18 protein-coding genes and 1 tRNA gene are annotated in these 22,502 nt (G+C 70.9%); 4 read left to right on the forward strand and 15 right to left on the reverse strand.

The genetic code is table 11. The features are described 5' to 3' along the window. Positions 1 to 369: 369 nt before the first annotated feature. The 10 genes from EAE32_RS11505 to EAE32_RS11550 form a co-directional block, all read right to left on the reverse strand. Positions 370 to 446 (reverse strand) — tRNA-Pro (locus EAE32_RS11505). A gap of 217 nt (positions 447 to 663) precedes the next feature. Beyond that, complete coding sequence (der, locus tag EAE32_RS11510; RefSeq protein ID WP_121865264.1) at positions 664 to 2,208, reverse strand: ribosome biogenesis GTPase Der; 1,545 nt, start codon at positions 2,206 to 2,208, stop codon at positions 664 to 666. Then, positions 2,205 to 2,957 (reverse strand): (d)CMP kinase, encoded by a 753-nt coding sequence (cmk, locus tag EAE32_RS11515; RefSeq protein ID WP_121865265.1) that lies wholly within the window; start codon positions 2,955 to 2,957, stop codon positions 2,205 to 2,207. Before cmk ends, der begins: the two co-directional genes overlap by 4 nt. Further along, positions 2,957 to 4,075, reverse strand: a complete 1,119-nt coding sequence (locus EAE32_RS11520) for a prephenate dehydrogenase (RefSeq protein ID WP_121865266.1) — start codon at positions 4,073 to 4,075, stop codon at positions 2,957 to 2,959. Before EAE32_RS11520 ends, cmk begins: the two co-directional genes overlap by 1 nt. Beyond that, the gene (locus EAE32_RS11525; RefSeq protein WP_121846471.1) at positions 4,072 to 5,175 is read right to left on the reverse strand and encodes a pseudouridine synthase; all 1,104 of its coding nucleotides are present in this window, start codon (positions 5,173 to 5,175) and stop codon (positions 4,072 to 4,074) included. The genes EAE32_RS11520 and EAE32_RS11525 overlap by 4 nt, the downstream gene beginning before the upstream one ends. A gap of 7 nt (positions 5,176 to 5,182) precedes the next feature. Continuing rightward, complete coding sequence (scpB, locus tag EAE32_RS11530) at positions 5,183 to 5,872, reverse strand: SMC-Scp complex subunit ScpB (protein WP_121865267.1); 690 nt, start codon at positions 5,870 to 5,872, stop codon at positions 5,183 to 5,185. Positions 5,873 to 5,919: 47 nt separating this feature from the next. Then, on the reverse strand, positions 5,920 to 6,858 hold the full coding sequence (locus EAE32_RS11535; RefSeq protein WP_424321745.1) for a segregation and condensation protein A: 939 nt from the start codon (positions 6,856 to 6,858) through the stop codon (positions 5,920 to 5,922). Positions 6,859 to 6,886: 28 nt separating this feature from the next. After that, entirely contained in the window at positions 6,887 to 7,780 is an 894-nt protein-coding gene (locus tag EAE32_RS11540; protein ID WP_121846627.1) for a ParA family protein, read from the reverse strand. A 50-nt stretch (positions 7,781 to 7,830) separates the two neighbouring features. Beyond that, entirely contained in the window at positions 7,831 to 9,258 is a 1,428-nt protein-coding gene (locus EAE32_RS11545) for a cation:dicarboxylate symporter family transporter (RefSeq protein WP_121865268.1), read from the reverse strand. A 156-nt stretch (positions 9,259 to 9,414) separates the two neighbouring features. Beyond that, positions 9,415 to 11,334: an acetate--CoA ligase gene (locus EAE32_RS11550; protein ID WP_121865269.1), complete on the reverse strand. Its 1,920-nt coding sequence runs from the start codon at positions 11,332 to 11,334 to the stop codon at positions 9,415 to 9,417. A gap of 182 nt (positions 11,335 to 11,516) precedes the next feature. Between EAE32_RS11550 and EAE32_RS11555 the strand changes: the two genes are divergently transcribed. The 4 genes from EAE32_RS11555 (at position 11,517) to EAE32_RS11570 (ending at position 15,909) form a co-directional block, all read left to right on the forward strand. Further along, on the forward strand, positions 11,517 to 12,176 hold the full coding sequence (locus tag EAE32_RS11555; protein WP_121865270.1) for a GntR family transcriptional regulator: 660 nt from the start codon (positions 11,517 to 11,519) through the stop codon (positions 12,174 to 12,176). 64 nt (positions 12,177 to 12,240) lie between these two features. Further along, a complete protein-coding gene (locus EAE32_RS11560) occupies positions 12,241 to 13,773 on the forward strand; it encodes an MmgE/PrpD family protein (RefSeq protein WP_121865271.1) in 1,533 nt (510 codons plus the stop codon). A gap of 2 nt (positions 13,774 to 13,775) precedes the next feature. Next, positions 13,776 to 14,687 carry a methylisocitrate lyase gene (gene prpB, locus EAE32_RS11565; protein ID WP_121846060.1) on the forward strand — a complete coding sequence of 304 codons (912 nt, stop codon included), beginning with the start codon at positions 13,776 to 13,778 and terminating at the stop codon, positions 14,685 to 14,687. Positions 14,688 to 14,769: 82 nt separating this feature from the next. Then, entirely contained in the window at positions 14,770 to 15,909 is a 1,140-nt protein-coding gene (locus EAE32_RS11570) for a bifunctional 2-methylcitrate synthase/citrate synthase (protein WP_121865272.1), read from the forward strand. Positions 15,910 to 16,089: 180 nt separating this feature from the next. Here the strand turns inward: EAE32_RS11570 and EAE32_RS11575 are convergent, their stop codons facing one another. The 5 genes from EAE32_RS11575 to EAE32_RS11595 form a co-directional block, all read right to left on the reverse strand. Continuing rightward, complete coding sequence (locus EAE32_RS11575) at positions 16,090 to 17,004, reverse strand: site-specific tyrosine recombinase XerD (protein ID WP_121865290.1); 915 nt, start codon at positions 17,002 to 17,004, stop codon at positions 16,090 to 16,092. A gap of 164 nt (positions 17,005 to 17,168) precedes the next feature. Beyond that, entirely contained in the window at positions 17,169 to 17,825 is a 657-nt protein-coding gene (locus tag EAE32_RS11580) for an NUDIX domain-containing protein (protein ID WP_121865273.1), read from the reverse strand. Between the two features lie 128 nt (positions 17,826 to 17,953). Beyond that, positions 17,954 to 19,669, reverse strand: coding sequence for a CTP synthase (locus EAE32_RS11585; protein WP_121865274.1), 1,716 nt, complete (start codon positions 19,667 to 19,669; stop codon positions 17,954 to 17,956). A gap of 32 nt (positions 19,670 to 19,701) precedes the next feature. Continuing rightward, positions 19,702 to 21,414 carry a DNA repair protein RecN gene (recN, locus tag EAE32_RS11590; protein WP_121865275.1) on the reverse strand — a complete coding sequence of 571 codons (1,713 nt, stop codon included), beginning with the start codon at positions 21,412 to 21,414 and terminating at the stop codon, positions 19,702 to 19,704. Further along, the gene (locus EAE32_RS11595) at positions 21,411 to 22,475 is read right to left on the reverse strand and encodes an NAD kinase (RefSeq protein WP_240625100.1); all 1,065 of its coding nucleotides are present in this window, start codon (positions 22,473 to 22,475) and stop codon (positions 21,411 to 21,413) included. The genes recN and EAE32_RS11595 overlap by 4 nt, the downstream gene beginning before the upstream one ends. Positions 22,476 to 22,502: the final 27 nt, after the last annotated feature.

A 22,502-nucleotide genomic window follows, 5' to 3' on the forward strand; every position in this document is an offset into this window, starting at 1 on the left:
CCGGGGGCGGCAGGCATATGCGTGGGTTCGAGCAGGTCTACAGCGTGTACAAGGGCGTTGCCTGCGCCCCCTGTAACGCATGTTCTCTCCGGCTGGCCCGTCACCCAGCGCGTCGGAGATGCGGGCCAGATGCGGCGATGGCACTTGGGCACGTACGACGGCTACTGTGTCACTTGATTGTGAGATGGCCATGCCACGCTCGGCCTTCATCTGCTCAGCCCGGCTGGTCGGCTGTGTTCCCACATAAAAGAAGCCCCCGCTGCCAGAAGGCAACGGGGGCTTCTTCACCTTGCTTGCGTCCAGTTGACTCAGTAAGCCGTCCCTGAACACACCACCTAAACGGTGTTCGTACTAGTCACCTAGTACTTTTGGTCGGGATGACAGGATTTGAACCTGCGACCCCTTGACCCCCAGTCAAGTGCGCTACCAAGCTGCGCCACATCCCGCGACCGCGCTCAGCCTTGGCGGACCAGTGCCGAACACTTGGGATACATTACCCCACCCGGTCCCGTTTTTCACATCGACCGCGCGGTTCACCGGCGCGGATTCTGACTGGCCCGCTGGGGGCTGGGGCGGCGTCGTCATCCCCCGCTCCCGCCGGGCAGTGCAACGGGCCGTCCCCGGAAAGCCCGGGAAGCGGCCCGTCAGCACAACGGCGGGGACTCAGCGCTTGCGCTGGCGCTTCTCCCGCACGCGCATGGTGACCTCCAGCGGGGTGCCCTCGAAGCCGAAGGTCTCGCGGATGCGGCGCTGGATGAACCGGCGGTAGCCGGGGTCCAGGAAGCCCGTGGTGAACAGCACGAACTTGGGCGGCCGCGAGGCCACCTGCGTGCCGAACAGGATGCGGGGCTGCTTGCCACCGCGCACCGGGTGGGGGTGGGCCGCCACGATCTCCCCCAGGAACGCGTTGAGGCGCCCGGTGGGGATGCGGCGGTCCCACGAGTCCAGGGACGTGTGCAGCGCGGGAACCAGCTTGTCCTTGTGCCACCCGGTCTTCGCGGACATGTTGACCCGCGGGGCCCAGGAGACGTGCGCGAGGTCCCGCTCGATCTCGCGCTCCAGGTAGAAGCGGCGCTCGTCGTCCAGGGTGTCCCACTTGTTGAACGCGAGCACCAGGGCACGCCCGGAGTCCACGGCCATCTGCAGGATGCGGACGTCCTGCTCCGAGAGCACCTCGTCCACCGCGAGCAGCACCACGGCCACCTCGGCGCGTTCCAGTGCGGTCTGCGTGCGCAGGGAGGCGTAGAAGTCCGCGCCCTGCTGCAGGTGCACGCGGCGGCGGATGCCGGCGGTGTCGATGAAGCGCCACGGTTCCCCGCCCAGCATCACGATCTCGTCCACGGGATCACGCGTGGTGCCCGCGGTCTCGTCCACGACCACGCGCTCGGACCCGGCCAGCTTGTTCAGCAGCGAGGACTTGCCCACGTTGGGCCGCCCGATCAGCGCCACGCGGCGCGGGCCGCCCTCGAGCTCGGCCTCGGCCACCTCGGAGAACTCGGGCAGCGCCTTGACCAGGGCGTCCAGCGCGTCGCCGGAGCCCTTGCCGTGCAGCGCGGACACCGGGAACGGCTCCCCCATGCCCAGGGACCACAGCGCGGTCGCCTCGATCTCCAGCTGCGGGGAGTCCGCCTTGTTCGCCACCACGATGATGGGCTTCTTCACGCGGCGCAGCATGCTCACCACGGCCTCGTCGGTCGCGGTGACGCCCACGGTCACGTCCAGCACAAGCAGCACGGCGTCCGCGTTCTCCACGGCCAGCTCGGCCTGGTCCGCCACGCGCTTGTGGATGCCCCTGGCGTCCTGCTCCCAGCCACCGGTGTCCACCAGGGTGAAGTTCTTGCCGTTCCACTCCGCCTTGTAGGACACGCGGTCGCGGGTCACGCCCGGGGTGTCCTCCACCACGGCCTCGCGACGGCCGATCACACGGTTGACCAGGGTGGACTTGCCCACGTTGGGGCGGCCCACCACGGCCACGACCGGGTCGGGACGGCGGGCGTCGCGGTCGTCCTCGCCGTCGATCCAGTCCGCGAGCAGCGCCGCGTCCTCGTCGTCCAGCTCGTAGTCCGCAAGTCCTTCGCGCAGCGCCTGCGCGCGCGCCTCGGCCTCGGTGTCGTCGATCGCCGCCAGACGCTGCGAGATGTCCTCGTTGCCCCCGCCCAGCACGGACTGCTCGTAGGAGTCCACCGTGGGCTCGTCGGGTGCGCTCATGCTTGCCTCGTTTCCTCGGGGGCGTCAGCGCCCGTCTCGTCGGGGGCCGTCCCGGCCCCGTGGTCTGTGCTGTCGGTGGCGCGGATGACCAGGTCGATCACGCCCTGCACGGTCTGTTCCATGGTCAGGTCGGAGGAGTCCAGCAGCTGCACGCCGTCCTGCGCCTGGGTGAAGTTCACCACGGTGGAGTCCTTCGCGTCACGGCCCACCACCTGTGCCTCCAGGTTCGACGACGCCGCCGCGCCCAGCTGCCTGCCCCGCCGCGCCAGCCGCGCGGCCTCCGAGGCGGTCAGCAGGATCCGGACGTCCGCGTCCGGGGCCACCACGGTGGTGATGTCCCGGCCCTCGGCCACGATCCGGAACCCGCTGTCCCGGATGATGTCCTGCTGCATGCGCACCAGCACCTCGCGGGCGGGCACCGTGGTGGAGACCTGCGAGACGTGGTCCGTTACGAGGTCCCCACGGATGGCCGCGCGGACGTCCTCCCCGTTGACGAGGATGCGCTCCTCGTCGGGGTCCGTGCCCAGCTCCAGCGGCACCGTCTCGGCGGCACCCACCACGGCGTCCGCGTCATGCAGGTCCACGCCGGTCTCGAGGCACCACCACGTCACCGCGCGGTACATGGCTCCCGTGTCCAGGTAGGCCAGGCCGAAGCGGCGGGCCACCTCCTTGGACACCGAGGACTTCCCGGACCCCGAGGGCCCGTCGATCGCGATCACGAGCCGTGCGTTCGCATCCCGTGCGTTCATCACTGCACCACCTTCCAGCCGCGTGTCTGCAGCTCCTCCACGAGGTCCGCGTACCGGTTCGGCTCCACCGAGACCGTCACGAGACCCACGGGCTGCCCGGGCGAGTGCTCCAGGCGCATGTCTTCCAGGTTGACCCCGATCTCGCCGATCTCCGTGAGCAGCCGGGCGATCGTGCCGGGGGTGTCGTCCACCGCCACGGTGAACGTGGCGAAGGCCTTGGGCGCACCGCCGTGCTTGCCCGGGATCCGGGCCTGACCGGCATTGCCCTCGGCCATCAGCCGGGCGATGCCCAGGCGGGCACCGTCCCCGGCCGGGTCCTCCAGGGTGGCGATCAGCCGCTCCACGTCCTCCCGGACCTCGTAGAGGGACTGCACCACGGGCCGCGCGTTCGCCGCGAGGATCTGCACCCACAGCGCGGGGTCCGATCCGGCGATCCGGGTGGTGTCCCGCAGCCCCTGGCCCGCCAGGGACAGGTGGTGCAGCGGGGTGTCCTGCAGTCGGGAGGCCAGCAGCGAGGACATCACCTGCGGCAGGTGGGAGATCAGCGCCACGGTCTCGTCGTGCTCCGCGGGCTCCATCACGGTCAGGGTTGCCCCCAGGTCCACCGCGAGGTTCTTGGCCGCGGCGATGGCCGCGGCTCCCGTGGCGGGACCGGGACAGATCACCCACGGCATCGAGGTGAACAGCTCGCCGCGCGCGGCCACCGGACCGGACTTCTCCCGCCCGGCCATGGGGTGGGTCCCCACGTACCGGGTGAGGTCCGCGCCCGCCGCCGCGACGGCGTCGAGGATCGGGGCCTTGACCGAGGCGATGTCCAGGACCACGGCGTGCGGGTGCTGCGCGAGGGCGTCCACCACGATCTCGGCCACCACGTCCGGGGGTGCGGCCACCACCACGAGCGTGGGCTCGGGCACGTGCTCCCCGGCGTCCCGCAGGGCGCGCACGGAGCGGCCGGCACCGATGTCCTGGGCCACGGCCTCCGTGGTGGGCGAGGCGTCCCGGATGAGGACCTCCACGTCCAGGTGCCGCAGACCCAGCCCGATGCTCGCGCCGAGCAGGCCCGAGCCCACCACGAGCACGGGACCGGTGCTGGAGGCGATCGCAGGGACCACGCTCACATCCCCACGGACGCGAGGAGGTTGCCCACCTCGGTGTGCGAGAGCTTGCGCACGGTGCCCTGCTTCTGGTCCCCGATCGCGATGGGGCCCACGTGGGTGCGGGCCAGCTTCTCCACGGGGTGCTCCACGGCCTCGAACATGCGGCGCACGATGCGGTTGCGCCCGGAGTGCAGCACCACCTCGATGAGCACGTGGCCGGGGGTGGAGTCCACCAGGCGGAAGTCGTCCACCTTCGCCACGCCGTCCTCGAGGCGGATGCCCTCCTTCATCTGGTTGCCGATGCCCTTCTCCACGGGCCCGTGCACCTGCACCAGGTAGGTCTTGGGCACCTCGTAGGAGGGGTGGGTCAGCCGGTTGGTGAGCTCACCGTCGTTCGTGAGCAGCAGCAGGCCCTCGGTCTCCACGTCCAGGCGGCCCACGTGGAACACGCGCTGGTGCTTGCGCGGGTCCAGGTAGTCGCTCACGCAACGGCGCCCGTCCGGGTCCTCCATGGTGGACACCACCCCGGCGGGCTTGTTGAACGCGTAGTAGACGAGCTTCTCGTCCGTCTGGATGCGCATGCCGTCCACGTGCACGGCCTGCAGCGCGGGGTCCACGCGCACGCCCAGCTCCGTGACGACCTGCTCGTCCACGGTCACGCGTCCGTCCTGGATCATCTCCTCGCACACCCGTCGGCTGGCCACGCCCGCCTGCGCCATGAGCTTCTGCAGCCGCACGCCGTTCTCGTCGTGCACCTCCAGCCGGTCCACGGGCGGGTTCTTGGGACGACGCCGCCGGTGCGGGCCGTGCTCCTTGATCGCCGAGGCGCGGCGCTCGTACTTGTCCACGCCCGCGAACGCGCGGGGCTTCTGGGGGCCTTTCTGCGCGGCCGCGGCCTTGGGCTTGCCCGGGCCCTTGGCGTTGGGGCCCTTGCCCCGTCCCGCGGATGGGCCCTTCGCGCCGGTGGTCTTGCCGTAGCCGCGGCCGCCGGCGGCGTCGCCGGACTTCTTGCCGGGTCCGGAGCGGAAGCCGCCCTTGGATCCGGCCTGGGAGCCCTTGCCGCGGCCCTGGGGGCCGCGGGCCCCGCCGCCGCGGGACGAGTTGCCGTGTGATGGTGCCATGCGTCGATCAGTCCTCTATGTCGTCAAGTTGGTCGGTTCCCGGCAGCAGCGGTGCGATGTCCGGGAGCTCGTCCAGCGAGCCGAGACCGAGTTTTTCCAGGAAGAGCGGGGTGGTGGAGTACAGCACGGAGCCCGTGCCGTCCTCGCGTTCGTGTGCGGTGAGCAGACCGCGCTGCACCAGGGTCCGAACGACGCCGTCCACGTTCACGCCGCGGATGGCGGAGACCCGGGAGCGGGACACCGGCTGCAGGTAGGCCACCACGGCGAGCGTCTCCAGCGCGGCCTGCGAGAGCCGCGAGCTGCTGCCCTCCACCACGAAGTCCGTGACGAGCTGGGCGTAGTCGCTGCGGGAGTAGATCCGCCATCCTCCGGCCACCTCGCGCAGCTCGAAGCCGCGCACCCGCCCGGTGCGGGCGCCTGCGGCGCCGACCCGCGTGGCCGACCGTCCATCGTATCCCGCGGATCCGTCCTGGCGCGGAGCATCGAGGGTGTTTCCGATCACGCCGTCGTAGTCCGCGGTGAGGTGCTCCAGGGCGCTGCGCACGCGGTGCTCGGGTTCCCCGGTCACGCGGGCGAACTCCTCGAGGGACACCGGCGCCGCCGCGACCATGAGGACGGCTTCCAGCCGGGCGTGGAGGTCGTCGTACTGCTTCGTGGGGGCTGATGAGGGGGGTGGGGCGGGGGTGGGGTCCGCCATGGGGCGATCATCTCCTTCGGTACGGTTCACACCGATCCTGTGCGGGTTCATTCTCCCAGGTTCTGCGCCCCGGTGGGTTCGTCACCGGAGAACACCGTGTCGGCGGTGTCGCTGCCACCCGCATCGGGTTCGGCACCGGTGTACTCGCTGCTCAGGGACTCCGCGGTCCAGTCGCTCGGCCCGTCCCACGTGACGAGCAGCGTGCCCAGTACCTCCTCCTGGTGCAGGCGCACCACGCGGTCCCGGTACATCTCCAGCAGCGCCAGGAAGCGCACCACGATCACCAGCGTGGACTCGGCATCCGCGATCAGGGAGCTGAACGCGTGGTCCGCGCCGTCGCGCAGCGCGACCGCCAGGGACTCGGCCTCGTCCGCCACCCGCACCTGCGCGCCGTGGAGGTGGGCGACGTCGACCTCCGCCGGCACATGGCGCTCGGGGTCGAGCGCCGTGACCGCGAGGTGGGCGAGCTGCTCCGGGGTGAGCGTCCACGTGAGCGGCGGCAGGGCCGTGGTCACCGCGGGGTCCAGGTCCACCTGGCGCGGGATGCGCACGGACTCGGCGGCGAACCGCACGTTGAGCTGCCCGGCCACCTCCTTGAACGCCTTGTACTGCAGCAGCCGGGCGAACAGCAGGTCGCGTGCCTCGAGAAGTTCGACGTCGTACTCGTCCTCCACCTCGCCGCGCGGCAGCAGCCGGGCGGCCTTGAGGTCCAGCAGGGTGGCGGCGACCACCAGGAACTCGCTGGCCTCGTCCAGGGCCTTGGGCGAGGCGGTCTCCTGCAGCGCGCCCACGTACTGGATGAACTCGTCCGTGACCACCGAGAGGGACACCTGGGTGATGTCCATCTCGTGCTTGGCGATCAGTGACAGCAGGACGTCGAACGGGCCCTGGAAGTTCTCCAGGGCCACGGTGAACCCGCCGCCCGCGCCGCCGCCGTCCCCCGTGCTCGTTCCCGGCGCGGCGGCCAGCTCGGCGACGTCGCTCACGCGCCCCGCCGCGGCCGGGCCCCGCAGGTCACGGCGCGCCGCCGCGCGAGATCAGTTCGCGCGCGAGCTGGCGGTAGGACTCCGCTCCCGGGTGGTTGGTGGCGAACGCGAGGATCGGCTCGGCGGCCACGGTGGCGTCAGGGAACTTCACGGTCCGCTTGATGACGGTGTCGAAGACCTTGTCCCCGAACGCGTCCACGATCCGGGCGATCACCTCGCGCGAGTGCAGGGTGCGAGAGTCGAACATGGTGGCCAGCACACCGTCGATCTGCAGCTTGGGGTTGATCCGGTCCTGCACCTTGGAGATGGAGTCCACCAGCAGCGCCACGGCGCGCAGGGCGAAGAACTCGCAGATCAGCGGGATGATCACACCGTGGGAGGCCGTGAGGGCGTTCACGGTGAGCAGCCCCAGGGAAGGCTGGCAGTCGATGAGGATGACGTCGTAGTGGTCCTCCACCTTGCGCAACGCGGAGGCGAGCACCTGCTCACGGGCCACCTCGTTGACCAGCTGCACCTCCGCGGCCGAGAGGTCGATGTTCGCGGGCAGCAGGTCCACGTTCTCCACATGCGTCTGCTGCACCACGTCCCACACGTCCACCGAGCGGTCCATCATCACGTTGTAGACGGTGAGGTCCAGCTCGTGGGGGTTGGAGCCGAAGCCCGCGGAGAGCGCGCCCTGCGGGTCGAAGTCCACGAGCAGCACCTTGCGGCCCAGTTCCGCGAGCGCCGCACCCAGGTTGATCGTGGAGGTGGTCTTGCCCACCCCGCCCTTCTGGTTGACCATCGCGATGATGCGCGCGGGCCCGTGGCTGCCCAACTCGGGCGGGTCCGGGAAGGTCCGCACGGGGCGGCCGGTGGGGCCTACGGCGTCCGACGCCGCCGCCTGGGTCTGCTGGGGCCTGTCATCACTGGCGTTGCTCACGGGCGACTGCCTTCCTTCCGGGTCCGGAGTGCGGGTCTCACCGGCCTACCCTACCGCCCACCTGCTGCGGGAGCGGCGTCGTCGCCCGCGGCCGCCGTGTGCTCCGGCGTTCCGGCCGTGACATGGGAGTCCACCGCCAGGGTGGCCTCGTCGAAGGGCTCGGCGCCGGAGAGGACGCGCTGCACGCGGTCCTTGTCCACCTCCTTGACCCACGTGCCGAGCACGACGGTGGCCACCGCGTTGCCGGAGAAGTTGGTCAGCGCGCGGGCCTCGGACATGAAGCGGTCGATGCCCACGATCAGGTCCACGCCGTCGAGCAGGTCCGGGCGGTGGGACTGCAGACCGGCGGCGAGCGTGGCGATGCCCGCACCGGTGACGCCGGCCGCGCCCTTGGAGGCAATGATCATGAACACCAGCAGGGCGATCTGCTCACCGATCTCGAGTGGCTTGCCCAGGGCGTCCGCCACGAACAGGGCACCCATGGTCAGGTAGATGGCGGTGCCGTCCAGGTTGAAGGAGTACCCGGTGGGGACCACGATGCCCACGACCGGCTGGGACACGCCCAGGTGCTCCATCTTGGCGATCAGCCGCGGCAGGGCGGCCTCGGAGGACGAGGTGGAGAAGATCAGCAGGTACTCGCGGCCCAGGTACTTCATGAGCTTGAAGATGTTCACGCCGGAGACCAGTTTGAGGATCAGCCCCAGTACCACCACCACGAAGAGGATGCACGTGATGTAGAAGGCCACCATGAGCCCCAGCAGGGAGAACACGGCCTTCATGCCGGTGGCGCCCACCACGGCGGCGATCGCGCCGAACGCACCAAGGGGAGCGAGCCACATGATCATGGACAGGATCTTGAACACCACGGCCTGGAGGTAGCCCACTGCCTTGAGCACGGGCTGACCCGCGGCGCCCATGGACTGCAGGGCGAAGCCCACGAGCAGTGCCACGAGCAGGGTCTGCAGGATCTGCCCCGAGGTCAGTGCCGAGAACATGGTGGTGGGGATGATGCCCAGGATGAAGCCCGCCGTGCCCTCGCCGTGGGACTCCTGGCCGCCCGCGCCCAGGGACGACTGGTCGAAGTGGGCGTTGGCCAGGTCCAGGCCCTCGCCCGGTTGCACGATGTTGCCCACCACCAGGCCGATGGCCAGCGCGAACGTGGACATCACGATGAAGTAGAGCAGCGCGAGGCCACCAACCTTGCCCACCGTGGCCGCCTTGGCGACCGATCCCACGCCGAGCACGATGGTGCAGAAGATCACGGGCGCGATGATCATCTTGATCAGCGCCACGAAGCCCGTTCCGATCGGCTTCAGCGCCACCCCCACGGACGGGAACAGCAGTCCCACGACGACGCCCAGCACCACTGCGGCGATCACCGCGATGTAGAGGTAGTGGGTGCGGTCGCGCTTCTTGCCGGAGGGTTTCGCGGGCCGTGCGCCACCCGGCGTCGACGCTGACGCGAGGTCCTGGGTCATGGAGGGCTCCTGGGAGGTCGTGGAGGAGATGGGTGTGCGGACCCCACCCGGTACGCCGTACGGGGTGGGGTCCTCACATTGTGCGCCCGCCGCGGTCCCCGGGCCGGGCGCACACGCCGGGTGGGCGGCGCATGACGCACCGGCCCACCCCGCGCGTCAGGCCTTGGGGGCGAGGATCGAGCTGAGCGCCTCGAGCACCGAGTGGTCCTCAATGGTGGAGGGCACCACGTACTGCTCGCCGTCCGCCATCTGGCGCATGGTCTTGCGCAGGATCTTGCCGGAGCGGGTCTTGGGCAGGGCCTCGACCACCGCCACGTCCTTGAAGTCCGCCACCGGCCCGATCTGCGAGCGCACCATGGACACCAGGTCCTCCCGCAGCTGCTCCTGGGTGATCTCGGCACCGGTCTTGAGCACCACGTACCCCGAGGGGCGCTGGCCCTTGAGGGGGTCGTTCACGCCGATCACCGCGCACTCCGCGACGTCCGGGTGGGTGGCCACGATCTGCTCCATCTGCCCGGTGGACAGCCGGTGGCCGGAGACGTTGATGACGTCGTCGGTGCGGCCCATCACGAACACGTAGCCGTTCTCGTCGATGTACCCGGAGTCGCCCGTGGCGTAGTAGCCGGGGAACGCGGCGAGGTAGGAGGAGACGAAGCGCTCGTCGCTGCCCCACAGCGTGGCGAGTGTCCCGGGCGGCAGGGGCAGGCGCACCGCGATGTTGCCCTCCTCCCCCGGACCCAGGGGCTCGCCGATGGGGTCGAGGATCTCCACGTGGAACCCCGGCACGGGCACCGTGGGCGAGCCGGGGACGATGGGCAGCCGCTCGATGCCGAACGGGTTGGAGCAGATGGCCCACCCGGTCTCGGTCTGCCACCAGTGGTCCACCACGGGAACGCCGAGCACCCGGGCCGCCCAGTGGTAGGTCTCGGGGTCGAGCCGCTCCCCCGCCACGAACAGGGCCTGCAGGGAGGTGGTGTCGTACCGGGCCACGAACTCGCCCTCGGGATCCGCCTTCCGGATGGCCCGCAGCGCCGTGGGTGCGGTGAACAGCACCTTCACGCCGTGCTCCTCCACCCGCTTCCAGAACGCGCCGGCATCCGGGGTCCCCACGGGCTTGCCCTCGTAGACCACGGTGGTGGCCCCGGCGAGCAGGGGCGCGTAGACGATGTAGGAGTGGCCCACCACCCACCCCACATCCGACGCCGTCCACATCACGTCCCTGGCCCGGACGTCGTAGATGTTCGCCATGGACCAGGCCAGCGCCACGGCGTGGCCGCCGTTGTCCCGCACCACGCCCTTGGGCTTGCCCGTGGTCCCGGACGTGTAGAGGATGTAGAGCGGATCGGTGGCCTTAACGGTCACGGGCTCCGCCGGCTCCACGCCGTCCTGCGCCTCGGCCCACGAGAGCCAGGCCGGCCCGCCGTTGCCCCCCGCGCGCTCGCGGGCATCGGCGACGCTCGTGGTGAAGCCGTCCCGCTCGTGCACCAGCACCGCCGACGGCGCGTGGTCACTCAGCTGCAGCGCCTCCTCGATCGCGGGCAGGTACTCGATCCGCCGCTTGGGCTCCACCCCTCCGGACGCGGTGACGACGGCCACGGGCTGCGAGTCGTCGATCCGGCTCGCGAGCTCCTTGGGCGCGAAGCCCCCGAACACCACGGAGTGCACCGCACCGATCCGGGCGCAGGCGAGCATGGCGACCACGGACTCCGCGATCATGGGCATGTAGAGCAGGACACGGTCTCCTTTGCGAATCCCCTGGGCGGCGAGCGCACCCGCGAAACGGGCCACACGCTCCTGCAGCTGGGAGTAGCTGATGTGCTCCTGGACCCCCAGCACGGCGGAGTCGTAGACCAGGGCGGTGCGCTCCCCGTGACCGGCCGCCACGTGGCGGTCCACGGCGTTGACGCACGTGTTCAGCTCACCGTCCGGGAACCACCGGTACAGCGGGGCTGCGGAGTCGTCGAGGGCACGGGTGGGCGGGGTGACCCAGTCCACGGCCCGTGCTGCGTCCAGCCAGAACGCCTCGGGGTCCTCCACGCTCGCGCGGTAGACGGATTCGTAGGTGGGCTGCGTCATGGCTTCCTCCGGACGTGGTGCTGGGACGGTCGTCGGCGTAGGTTCATGCTAGTGGTCTGCATCACACGTCACAAGAGTTGTGTATACACAGCTTGCTCGTTGCGCGGAGTCCTGCCCGGAATCACTTGGACTCCGTGGGGCAGGTGTATACACTGAGGACGGCCAACACGTCAGGAGGAGTCATGCGAGCAGGTGAGCGCGCGTACCGCGAGCTGCGGGCGGACATCGTCTCCTGGCGGCTGCTCCCGGGCCAGGTGCTCGGCGAGGTGGACCTCTCCGAACGCCTCGGGATCTCCCGCACCCCCGTGCGCGAAGCGCTCTCCCGCCTCACCGCGGACGGGCTGGCCGAGCCGCACACGGGACGCGGCGTCGTCGTCAGCGCGATCTCCGCCGAAGACGTCCGCGCGCTGTACGAGCTGCGGGACACGCTGGACTGCCGCGCCGCCGAACTGGCCGCGCAGCGCGGTGACGCGGAGACCTTCCGCGCCCTCGCGGACGAGCTCTCCCACGCCGCGGAGACCCTGGCCGACGACGCCGACCACGCGGCGTACTACGCGCTCGTTGACCGGATGGACGCCGAGATCGACGCCGCCGCGCAGAACCCCTACCTGCAGCAGGCCCTTTCCAACGTGCGGCTGCACCTCGCCCGCGTGCGCCGGCTGTCCACCTCCAACCCCCGGCGCCTCGCCGTGGCCGCCGCCGAGCACGAGGCGATCGCCCGTGCCGTTGCGGCCGGGGACCCCGCTCTGGCCGTCGCCACCACGCGCGTGCACCTGAAGAACGCGCTCGGCAACGCCCTGCGCACCCCGGAACTCACCGCCGCGCCCCCGATCGCCTCCTGACCCGCCGCTCCACGGCCCCCGAAACCACCCACCGTCCGCAAGACCCGTACCGGAAGGAACGCCCGTGACCGTCACACACACCGTGCGCACGTACTCGTCCAAGGAGGAGCTGCCCCGCGAGGAGCAGCTCGCCCACAAGCTCGCCGCCGTGGCGTCCGACCCCGTGGCCGTGGAGCCCGAGGTGGTGGACATGGTGGTCAACCGCATCATGGACAACGCCTCCGTGGCCATCGCGTCCCTGAACCGCGGGCCCATCGTCTCGGCGCGCTCGCAGGCGCTGTGCCACAAGGTGGTCCCGGGCGCCGGCTTCTCCGGCCAGGGCGCGCTGCTCTTCGGCGCCCCGGAGGACGACGCCGCGGTCTCGCCCGAGTGGGCGGCGTGGGCCAACGGCGTGGCCGTGCGCGAGCTGGACTACCACGACACGTTCCTCTCCGCCGAGTACTCCCACCCCGGGGACAACATCCCCCCGATCCTGGCCGTCGCCCAGCACGTGGGCAGCAACGGCGAGGACCTGGTGCGCGCGATCGCCACGGGCTACGAGGTCCAGGTGGACCTCGTGAAGGGCATCTGCCTGCACGAGCACAAGATCGACCACATCGCCCACATCGGCCCCTCCGCCTCCGCGGGCATCGGCACCCTGCTGGGTCTGGGCACCGAGACGATCTTCCAGGCCATCGGCCAGGCCCTGCACACCACCACGCAGACCCGGCAGTCCCGCAAGGGCGAGATCTCCACGTGGAAGGCCCACGCTCCCGCGTTCGCCGGGAAGATGGCCGTGGAGGCCGTAGACCGTGCCATGCGCGGACAGACCTCCCCCACCCCCATCTACGAGGGCGAGGACGGCGTGATCGCGTGGCTGCTCTCCGGCCCGGAGGCCCGCTACGAGGTGGCCCTGCCCGCTCCCGGTGAGCCCAAGCGCGCCATCCTGGACACCTACACCAAGGAGCACTCCGCGGAGTACCAGGCGCAGGCGTGGATCGACCTGGCCCGCAAGCTGCACCGCGAGCACCCCGAGGTCACGGACCCCGCCAACGTGGAGTCCGTGCTCATCAAGACCTCCCACCACACCCACTACGTGATCGGCTCCGGAGCCAACGACCCCCAGAAGTACGATCCGAAGGCCTCCCGCGAGACCCTGGACCACTCGATCCCCTACATCTTCACGGTCGCGCTGCAGGACGGTGCGTGGCACCACGTGGACTCCTACTCCCCCGAGCGCGCCGGGCGCCCGGACACCGTGGAGCTGTGGCACAAGGTGACCACCGAGGAGGATCCCGAGTGGACCCGCCGCTACCACTCGCTGGACATCTCCGAGAAGGCGTTCGGCGGCTCCGTGGAGATCACGCTCACGGACGGCACCGTGATCACGGACCAGATCGCCGTGGCGGACGCCCACCCGCTCGGCGCGCGGCCCTTCGCCCGCGAGCAGTACGTCACCAAGTTCCGCACCCTGGCCGAGGGCCTCGTGGCCCCCGAGGAGATCGAGCGGTTCCTGGACACCGTGCAGCGGCTGCCCGAGCTGAAGGCCGGGGAGCTGGGCCAGCTCAACATCACCGCGGCCGTGGGCCTGGAGAAGTCGCCGAAGGGAATCTTCTGATCATGCTGTACTCCACCACCACCCCCGCGCAGAAGCGCGAGCGCTTCCGCGAGCTGCTGGCCGCACCCGGGATCGCCCAGTTCCCCGGTGCGTTCACCCCGCTGTCCACCAAGCTCATCCAGGAGCAGGGCTTCGAGGGCGTCTACATCTCCGGCGGCGTGCTCGCCAACGAGCTGGGCCTGCCGGACATCGGCCTCACCACGCTCACCGAGGTGGCCACCCGCGCCGGTCAGATCGCCCGCAGCACGGACCTGCCGTGCCTCGTGGACGCGGACACCGGCTTCGGGGAGCCCATGAACGTGGCGCGCACCGTGCAGGAGCTCGAGGACGCCGGACTGGCCGGCTGCCACATCGAGGACCAGTTCAACCCCAAGCGCTGCGGGCACCTGGACGGCAAGAACGTGGTGGACACCGCCACCGCCGTCAAGCGCATCCGCGCCGCCGTGGAGGCCCGCCGGGACCCGAACTTCGTGGTCATGGCCCGCACGGACATCCGCGGGGTGGACGGGTTCGACGCCGCCGTGGAGCGGGCGCGCGCGCTCGTGGACGCCGGCGCGGACGTCATCTTCCCGGAGGCCATGGCTGACCTCTCCGAGTTCGAGCGCATGGCCGCCGCGGTGGACGTGCCCGTCCTGGCGAACATGACCGAGTTCGGGAAGTCCGAGCTGTTCACCACGCGGCAGCTGCAGGACGCAGGGGTGTCGATGGTGATCTACCCCGTGTCCCTGGAGCGCCAGGCCATGGGCGCCATCGAGCGCCTGCTCACCACCATCCGCGAGGACGGCACGCAGCAGGCCCAGGTGGAGACCATGCTCACCCGCAAGCGCCTGTACGAGCTGGTGGACTACAACGGGTACAACCAGTTCGACTCCGGGGTCTTCGACTTCGAGGTGCCCGGCACCCCGAACTCCTGACCCCCCTGTTCCCACCCCGCCCGATGTGGTGGGGTGGGAACGACATTCGTTTCCAGTCCACAGCCGTCGAAGGAGATCAATCGTGGCCGATACCGAAATCCGCAAGGGACTTGCCGGTGTGGTGGCGGACGCCACCGCCGTGTCCAAGGTCAACGCGGAGACCAACTCCCTGCTCTACCGGGGCTACCCCGTGCAGGAGCTCGCCGAGAAGTGCTCCGCGGAGGAGGTCGCCCTGCTGCTGTGGACCGGTGAGCTGCCGTCCGAGGACGACCTCGCCGCCTTCCGCACGCTGGAGCGCGAGAACCGGGCCCTGACTCCCGAGCTCAAGCGCGTGATCGACGAGCTCCCCACCACGTGCCACCCCATGGACGTGTGCCGCACCGCCGCCTCCGTGACCGGCGCCCAGCACCCGCTCGCGGAGGACAACTCCCCCGAGGCCGAGCTGCGCAAGGCCCAGGAGCTCTTCGCCGTGATGCCCGCCGTGGTCTGCTACGACCAGCGCCGCCGCCACGGCCAGGAGGTGGTGGAGCCCCGCGAGGACCTCGACTACGCCCAGAACTTCCTGTGGATGGCGTTCGGCGAGGAGGCCGCGCCCGAGGTGGTCGACGCGTTCCGGGTGTCGATCATCCTGTACGCGGAGCACTCGTTCAACGCCTCCACGTTCACGGCTCGCGTGATCACCTCCACGCTCTCGGACATGCACTCCGCCGTCACGGGGGCGATCGGCGCTCTCAAGGGCCCGCTGCACGGGGGCGCCAACGAAGCCGTCATGCACACCTTCGAGGAGCTCGGCATCCGCAAGGAGGAGACCGCCGAGGAGGCCGAGAAGCGCGCCAAGGAGTGGATGGACCAGGCCCTGGCGGAGAAGAAGAAGGTCATGGGCTTCGGGCACCGCGTCTACAAGCACGGCGACTCCCGCGTGCCCACCATGCAGGAGGCTCTCTTCCGCATGCTCGAGCACTACGACCGCCAGGAGATCCTGGGGCTCTACAACGGTCTGGCCAAGTCCATGGACGAGGCGAAGTCCATCAAGCCCAACCTCGACTACCCCGCCGGTCCCACCTACTGGCTCATGGGCTTCGACATCCCCACGTTCACGCCCATCTTCGTGTGTGCGCGGATCGCGGGCTGGACGGCCCACATCATGGAGCAGCGCGCGAACAACTCGCTGATCCGCCCACTCTCCGCCTACAACGGCCCGGACGAGCGTCACCTGGGCTGACGCACCGGGCTCCGTCCGGGGTCAGCACGTCGGCCCGTTCCCGTGAGGTGCGCTCCTCGGGGAACGGGCCGTCGTCGTCGGGCTCCGGGCCGGGCGTTCCCGCGGGTCTGCCCCGCGGGTCCTCGTCGGGGCCGGCCACAGCACGCCCTGGGCACGACGTCGCGGCGCACCCCGCGCGTCTCAGTGCGCCCGGGGGTGGGACGTCGCGTAGACCTCCCGGAGGGACTCCACGGAGACCCGCGTGTAGATCTGGGTGGTTGCCAACGAGGCGTGCCCCAGCAGCTCCTGCACCACGCGCAGGTCCGCGCCGCCCTCCAGCAGGTGTGTGGCGAACGAGTGCCGGAGGGTGTGAGGGGTGATCCGCTCCTCCTGGTGGATGGTCCGCGCGGCCTCCTTGACCATGCTCCAGGCGGTCTGCCGCGAGATCCGTGCACCGCGGGCGTTGAGGAACACCGCCGGGCCGCCCTTCCCGTGCCGTGCGAGCTCCGGTCGTGCCCGTACCAGGTAGCGCTCGAGTGCTGCCACCGCGAACGACCCCACGGGCACGAGCCGCTGCTTGTTCCCCTTGCCGGTCACCCGGATCAGGGCGAGCTCCGCCTCGTGCAGCCCGGCGAGGTCGTCCACGTCCAGGGCCACGGCCTCCGAGATGCGCGCGCCCGTGGCGTACAGCAGCTCCAGGAACGCCCGGGCCCGCAGCCCCGCCGGGGTCTCGGGATCCGGGGCGGCCAGCAGGTTCTCCACCTCCGTCACCCCGATGGCCTTGGGCAGGCGCTGCGGCGGCATCGGCGGGCTCACCCGCGAGGCCACGTCCGTGTCCACCGTGGACTCGGTGGCCCAGAAGGCGTGCGCGCCCCGGACGGCCGCCAGCACCCGGGCGCTGCTGCGGGCGGACAGTGCGGGATGACCCTCGTCCCCCTCGCGGAGCACGCGCACGAACGCGCGTACATGGTCCGAGGTGATGTCCCGCGGAACACGCACGTCCGGCGCCGTGGCCGTGAGGTGCCCCAGATAGCGGTTCAGGTCCCGCCGGTAGGCCGTCACCGTGTTCGCGGCGAGTCCGCGCTCCACCACCAGGTGGTCCAGGTAGCGCCCCACGGCCCGGGCCAGTTCCGGTGCGGGACCGTCCGCCTCCGACGACGCCGGCCGGGTGCCGTCCGCACGCGTCTCCTTCTCCCGCGTCCCCTCCTGCCGCGCGGGCGCGACCACCGGGAGCGGAGCCGTGTCGGTCGTCACATCCGTGGCCCCCGGGCGGTCGGGGCTCACCCCGCGTGGCCGGGCCGAGCGGGCCACGCGGCGTCGGGGGCCCGCAGGGTGCTCCAGTCGCGGGAGCGCGCGACGTGGGCCGCCAGGATCCCGAGGGCGGCCGCCGGGGAGGTGAGGCGCCCGGAGAGGACGGCGGCCACGGCGTCGTCGAGGTCCGCGAACCCGGCCACGATCTCCGCCTCCTCCCCCTCCCGTGTGAAGCGCTCCGCATCCGGGACCTCGCTCAGACCGCGGGCCAGGAAGATGCGGTTGGCCTCGGCCGAGGACCCCGGGGAGTTCTCGAAGTCCACGAGCGTGTCCCAGTGCTCGGCCACGAGGTCCGCCTCTTCCCCCAGTTCGCGCTGCGCGGCGGCCAGTGCGGGCTCGCCGGAGACGTCCAGGAGTCCGGCCGGGATCTCCCACATGCGGGTGCGCACCGGGTGCCGGTACTGGTTGATGAGCAGGACACGGTCCTGGTCGTCCAGCGCCACCACGGCCACGGCCCCGGGGTGCGTGATGAAGTCCCGGACGAGCGGCTCGTCCTGGTCAGCCATGCGGAACGTCTCACGAGCAACGTCCCAGATGGCACCGCGGTAGACGGTCTCCGCGTCCGTGACCTCGTGCGGATCCGGCCGGTCCTGCAGCTGCTCTGCGGTGATGGACGTGAACTCCATGGTGTCTCCGTTCTGCCGCGTCCGGCGGCGGTGGGTGTGGACAGAACCGCGGGGGCCCCGAGGCGCACGCGCCCTCGGAGCCCCCGCCACCTCGCTCGTCCGTCCCGGTTCCTCGTCCGGAGCCGAGGTCAGCGGTTCGTCTGGACCCCGCGCCGCTCCAGGGCGGCCCGCACGAGACCGTCGAACAGCGGGTGCGGCCGCGTGGGTCGGGAGGCCAGCTCCGGGTGGGCCTGGGTGGCCACGTAGTAGGGGTGCTCCTCACGGGGCAGCTCCACGAACTCCACCAGGGTGCCCTCCGGGGACGTGCCCGAGATCCGCAGCCCGGCCTCGGCCAGCGCGTCCCGGTAGGCGTTGTTGACCTCGTAGCGGTGGCGGTGGCGCTCGGAGACCTCGGTGGTGCCGTAGGTCTCCGCGACCACGGACCCCGCCGCGAGGGCCGCGGGGTACAGGCCCAGTCGCATGGTGCCGCCCAGGTCCCCGGCGCCCTCCACGAACTGCTTCTGCTCCTCCATGGTGGCGATCACCGGGGTGTCGGTCTCGGGGTCGAACTCGGTGGAGGACGCGTTCGCGAGCCCCACCTCGTTGCGCGCGTATTCGATGACCATGCACTGCAGGCCCAGGCACAGCCCCAGGGTGGGGACCTTGTGCTGGCGGGCCCACGACAGGGCACCCAGCTTGCCCTCCAGCCCGCGGATGCCGAAGCCCCCGGGGACGCAGATCGCGTCCACGTCACCGAGCTCGCGCTGCGCGCCCTCGGGGGTGCCGCACAGGTCCGAGGCAACCCACTTCAGGTTGACCTTGGCGTTGTTCGCGAACCCGCCCGCGCGCAGCGCCTCGGACACGGAGAGGTAGGCGTCCGGCAGGTCGATGTACTTGCCCACCAGCGCCACGGTGACCTGGTGCTCGGGCTCGTGCACGGCGGTCAGCAGGCGGGACCACTGGCGCAGGTCCGCGTCCTGGTAGTCCAGGCCCAGGTAGTCCAGGATGTAGGTGTCCAGGCCCTGGGTGTGCAGGGTGTTGGGGATGTCGTAGATGCTCGGGGCGTCCGCGCAGGAGATCACGGCGTCCAGGTCCACGTCGCACGCGCTGCCGATCTTACGGAGCATGGCGTCGGGCACGTCCCGGTCGCAGCGCAGCACCAGGGCGTCCGGCTGGATGCCGAGCCCGCGCAGCGTGGCCACGGAGTGCTGGGTGGGCTTGGTCTTGAGCTCGCCGGACGGGCCGATGAACGGGATCAGGGACACGTGCAGGTAGAACACGTTGCGCCGGCCCACGTCCTGGCGGACCTGGCGCGCGGCCTCGATGAACGGCTGCGACTCGATGTCGCCCACGGTGCCGCCGATCTCGGTGATGATGATGTCCGGGGCGTTCTCGTCCTCCGCGCGGCGGCGCATCCGGCGCTTGAGCTCGTCCGTGATGTGGGGGATCACCTGCACGGTGTCCCCCAGGTACTCGCCGCGGCGCTCCTTGGCGATCACGGTGGAGTAGACCTGACCGGTGGTCACGTTCGCGGAGGCGTCGAGGTTCTCGTCCAGGAAGCGCTCGTAGTGCCCGATGTCCAGGTCGGTCTCGGCGCCGTCGTCGGTGACGAACACCTCGCCGTGCTGGAAGGGGTTCATGGTGCCCGGATCCACGTTGAGGTAGGGATCGAGTTTCTGCATGGTCACCGAGAGTCCACGCGCACGCAGCAGCATGCCGAGCGAGGACGCGGTCAGGCCCTTCCCGAGGGAGGAGGCCACACCTCCCGTGACGAAGATCTGCCGGGTCACCTTGCCGTTGTTCTTTTCTGTGCCTGCCTCGCGGGCGGCGTCCTGAGCGTTCACCACGGAATTCGAGCCTACCATTCGTGTCTCGTCGGGATTGCGGGGCTGTCGGGTCATGCGGTGGCGTCCCGCAGGAGTTCACGGGCGTGCTCGCGCGCCGCGCTGGAGTCCTCGTGGCCGGCGAGCATGCGGGCGAGCTCCACCACGCGCTCCTCGTCGGTGAGCACCTTCACGTCCGAGACGCTGGAGTCCGCGGACTTGGTCACCAACACGTGGTGGTCCGCGAACGCCGCGACCTGCGGGAGGTGGGTGACCACGAGCACCTGCACGTTGCGGGCGAGCATCTTCAGTCGCCGGCCGATCTCCACGGCGGCCTTGCCGCCCACGCCGGAGTCCACCTCGTCGAAGACGAACGTGGGCACCGGGTCCACCTCGGAGAGCACCACCTCGAGCGCCAGCATGATGCGGGAGAGCTCACCACCGGAAGCGCCCTTGCCGAGCGGCCGCGGGGTGGCCTTCGCGTGCGGGGCGAGCATGAACTCGATGGTGTCCCGGCCGTCGTCGGTGAAGCGCTCGGAGGGCTCCACCGCGACCACGAGCGTGGCGTTGGGCATGGCGAGCGCGGAGAGTTCCGCGCTGACAGCGGCCGCGAGCTTGTCGGCGGCCGCCCGCCGCAGGGTCAGCAGCTTCTCGGCATGGGCGGCCAGCGATGCGTGCAGGGCTTCGCCCTCGGCGCGCAGCTCCTCCTCGCGCTGGGGATCCACGACGAGACCGTCCAGCTGCTCGCGGGCCTGCTCGGCCCACTGCAGCACCTCGTCGATCGTGGCACCGTACTTCTTGGTCAGCTGCCGCAGGGCGCTGCGTCGGGTCTCCACCTCGGCCAGCCGTGCGGGGCCGTCCTCGTCGAGTCCGCTCGCGTACCCGGAGAGGTCCGCGGCGACGTCGGCGGCGACCACCGTGAGCTCCCCCACCCGCGCGGCCAGGGCCGCGAGCTCGGGATCCGCGTCCGACTCGACCTCCAGGGCCTGCTGCGCCTGGGACAGCAACGCCACGGCGTTGAGGTCCGGGGCGTCGTCGGCGTCGGAACCGCTCAGGGCGGTGTGCGCGGTGGTGGCAGCGCCGCGCAGGGCCTCCAGGTTGGTGAGCTTCTCGCTCTCGGCGTCGAGCTGCGCGTCCTCGCCCGGCACCGGCTCCACGGCGTCGATCTCCGCGAGCGCCGTGGTGAGGCTCTGGGCCTGCAGCGCGCGCTCCCGGGAGTTCTCCTTCGCGGCGCGCAGGGTCGCGACGACGCTGCGGTAGCGGGCGAGCTTCTCCCGGAAGGCGGCGAGTTCCCTCGCCACGGGCTGGCCCGCGTAGTCGTCCAGGGCCTTGCGCTGCGCCGCGGGCGACTTCAGACGCAGCTGGTCCGACTGGCCGTGCACGGCCACGAGGGTTTCCCCCACTGCACCCAGGGTGCCCACGGGGGCGGAGCGACCACCCACGTGGGCGCGGCTGCGCCCCTCCGCGGAGACCGTGCGGGAGAGCAGGACCAGCGCCTCCTCCGTGCCGCCCACGTCCTCGCGGTCCACCGTTCCGCCGGACTCCTCCACGAGGGAGACGGCCGCGTGGTCCGCGGGAACACGCACGGTGGCCTCCGCGAGCGCCTTGGCGCTGCCCGATCGCACGGCACCGGCGTCCGCGCGGTTGCCCAGCAGCATGCCGAGCGCGGTGACCACCATGGTCTTGCCCGCCCCGGTCTCGCCGGAGAGGATCGACAGCCCCGGGCCCAGGGGAAGGACGGCGTCGGGGATGACGCCGAGGTCGTGGATGTGGATCTCCTCAATCATGCGAGGTCACCGCCGTCCGCGCGGTCCTGGCCCTGCCCGGGTGCGCAGCGGCACGAGCCGTCGGAGTGGTGCGGGATCTCGCGGCCCACGGAGAGCTTGGGGTGTGCGGGGTCGTGGGCGACCACCGCGGTGGTCGGCTGGACCAGGGGCAGCGCGGTGGTCATGGTCTCCACCTGCTCACTGGGCATGGGACCGCGCCAGCCCGCGATGGGGAGCTCGAACTTCTTGACGAGCCGCTCGGAGAACGGCGTGGCGTGCATGCGGGCCAGGTTCACGGACTTCTCGGAGCGCCGCACCTCGATCCTGGATCCGGGCGGCAGGTCCACCGTGCGGCGACCGTCGCACCACAGCACCCCGCGGGCGTCGGTGCGGGTGAGCACCTCCACGGCCATCATGGAGCGCGGGGAGATCACCAGGGGGCGGGAGAACAGTGCGTGCGCGGACAGCGGCACCATGAGCAGCGCCTCGACCTCCGGCCACACCACGGGCCCGCCCGCGGAGAAGGCGTAGGCGGTGGACCCCGTGGGGGTGGCCATGACCACGCCGTCGCAGCCGAACGTGGACAGCGGGCGGCGGTCCACCTCCGTGACCACCTCGATCATCTTCTCGCGGTCGCCCTTCTCCACCGAGGCCTCGTTCAGGGCCCACGTGTGCAGCACCTTGCGCCGGTGCTCCCACACGGTGACGTCCAGGGCCATGCGGCGCTCCACCGTGTAGCGCCCGTCCACGATGGCCTCCACGGTCTCACTCAGTCCCGAGCGCTCGGACTCCGCGAGGAATCCCACGTGGCCGAGGTTCACCCCGAGCAGCGGGGTGTCCACGCCGCGCACCAGCTCGGCCGCCCGCAGGATGGAGCCGTCCCCGCCGAGCACCATGACGATCTCGATCTCCCGGAGGGCGACGTCCTCCTCGAGGATCTCCACGGGGGACGTGTCCAGGCCATCCGCACGCAGGGCCTCCAGATCCGGGCGCGAGAGCACCGGGACGAGACCGGCCGAGTGCAGCTGCTCGCACGACTGGCGGGCGGCCTCCATGGCCTCGTGGCGTCCCGTGTGGGTCATCACCAAGATTTTGCGGCTCACGTGCTG

Source organism: Kocuria tytonicola, from assembly GCF_003687175.1.
GTDB classification, from domain to species: domain Bacteria; phylum Actinomycetota; class Actinomycetes; order Actinomycetales; family Micrococcaceae; genus Kocuria; species Kocuria tytonicola.